We start from the raw sequence: 2,063 nt of genomic DNA, 5'->3' as shown, positions 1-2,063 counted from the left end.
CGCTGGTCGTGTGTCACGAACGCTGAAGGAGGCGTCGATGTAGGAGCTTCTGGAAGCGGTGCTGTGCAGGAGATGGAGGTAGGTCCTCCGGGGTCGCCCTGCAGGGGGAGGCTTCAAACCACCGCAGGCTGCGTCGGTTAAGTGCCGTTCGTGGTGAGCGCTGCGGGAAAAGGCGCGACCTGATCGCGTCAGGTGTGGGTCAGGAAGGCGAGCGGGAGCGAACCGCTGATGACGTGTCGTAACAAATTCCAGTGGCGTCGAAACCAGGGCGAGACCAGGGCTCTGGGACAAGTCCGGGGGGAGCCTGCTGACTGCCCGGATGGCGTCCGGCATGTAGGCGGCGCGAGCCTGACCTGGGCTCTTGCATGGAACGTGAGAACCTGTCGCCCCGATACTGCTGCCGGCCCGTGGGGCCGGCGGCGAGAGGGAGATCCCCAAGCGGCCAACACCGCAAGGGGCGGAGTACTGACGCGGGGCACGGGGGCAGACCGTCTCGTAGTAGTGACGAAGCCCGGTAATGCGGGTGGAGCGAAGGGGACGGATCATCCAGGTCTGCTTGGCGGTCAACCGGAGTTCCCGGGAGGAGCCGGATGAGTGGGCTGAAGTCGTTCGAGATCTCGAAGTATGTGGTCTGGGAGGCGTATCTCAAGGTCAAGGCGAACGGGGGAACGGCCGGGGTCGATGGCGAGTCGATCGAGCGGTTCGAGGCTGACCTGCGGGGCAGCCTCTACAAACTGTGGAATCGCCTGTCGTCGGGCAGCTACTTCCCGCCGCCGGTGCGGATGGTGGAGATCCCCAAACCCGGAGGATCAGGCAAGGTCAGGGTTCTCGGGGTGCCGACGGTCGCGGACAGAATTGCGCAGACTGCGGCGGCCATGGTCCTGGAACCGGAGGTGGAACCGATGTTCCACCCCGATTCTTATGGATACCGGCCTGGCAGAAGCGCGCTGGACGCGGTCGCGGCCTGTCGGGAGCGGTGCTGGAGGACGGACTGGACGGTCGATATCGACATCCAGGGGTTCTTCGACAACCTCGACCACGACCTGGTCCTCAAGGCGGTGGCCCACCACACCGACCAGCGGTGGATTCTGCTGTATGTGGAGCGCTGGCTGAAGGCTCCGCTGCGGCACAAGAGTGGCGAACTGGTCGCGCGGGATCGTGGGAGTCCCCAGGGCTCGGCGATCTCGCCCCTGTTGGCGAACCTGTTCATGCACTACGCGTTCGACACCTGGATGGATCGGGTCTTCCCGGGTGTCCGGTTCGAGCGCTACTGCGACGACATGGTGGTTCACTGCCGCACCGAGGCCGAGGCGCACCAGGTGCGTCAGGCGATCGGCCAGCGGCTGGCCGAGTGCGGGGGCTTGCGGCTGCATCCCGACAAGACCCGCATCGTGTACTGCAAGGATGGCAAGAGGCGTGGTTCGTACGAGCACGTCTCGTTCACCTTCCTCGGGTACACGTTCCGCTCGCGGAAAGTCCGGTCGAGGACGGGGAGTTACTTCTTCGGCTTCAACCCGGCGATCAGCGACGGGGTGCGTTTCTTCTTGAGGGACGAGAAACACCTGGTCAACGCGTTGGTCCTCCGGAAACCGCGTCACGGTAGATCGTGTCGTTCTTCCCGGAACGACCACGTCCGTACTGGTCACCGACGAGGTCCCTCCAGAAGAAACGCACCCTCAGCGACGAGGCGGCCAAGCGCATCCGGGCGCAGATCCGCCGATGGCGGCTGCACTTGCGCAGTGGGTCGTCCCTGGCAGACCTTGCACGGGAGATCAATCCCGTCGTGCGGGGATGGATCAGCTACTACGGGCGGTTCTATCCGTCCGCGTTGGTCCCGAGCCTGAAGGGCATCGATCAGTATCTGATGCGATGGGCCGTGCAGAAGTACAAGCGGCTCCGGCGTCGCCGGAGCCGGGCATGGCAGGGCTTGGAGAAGACCGCCAAGCTCTACCCGGGGCTCTTCGCCCACTGGAAACTCCTCCGGCCTCGAACGACCGGGTGATGGGAGCCGTGTGAATCGAGAGGTTCACGCACGGTTCTGAGAGAGCCGGGAGGTGAGATCC

General features: G+C 64.7%; 2 protein-coding genes. Both read left to right on the top strand.

The features are described from left to right. The first annotated feature begins 590 nt into the window (after positions 1-590). On the top strand, positions 591-1,844 hold the full coding sequence (ltrA, locus tag OG819_RS58500) for a group II intron reverse transcriptase/maturase (RefSeq protein WP_266658426.1): 1,254 nt from the start codon (positions 591-593) through the stop codon (positions 1,842-1,844). Continuing rightward, entirely contained in the window at positions 1,733-2,002 is a 270-nt protein-coding gene (locus OG819_RS59490; protein WP_353963281.1) for a group II intron maturase-specific domain-containing protein, read from the top strand. Before ltrA ends, OG819_RS59490 begins: the two co-directional genes overlap by 112 nt. Positions 2,003-2,063: the final 61 nt, after the last annotated feature.

This window comes from Streptomyces sp. NBC_01549, assembly GCF_026339955.1.
GTDB lineage: Bacteria > Actinomycetota > Actinomycetes > Streptomycetales > Streptomycetaceae > Streptomyces.
Note: the sequence above shows the minus strand (reverse complement) of the source record. Positions and strands in the feature narration are given on the sequence as shown.

Coding starts and splice junctions, on each gene's coding strand:
- ltrA (WP_266658426.1), top strand. CDS start 591: ATGAGTGGGCTGAAGTCGTTCGAGATCTCGAAGTATGTGGTCTGGGAG.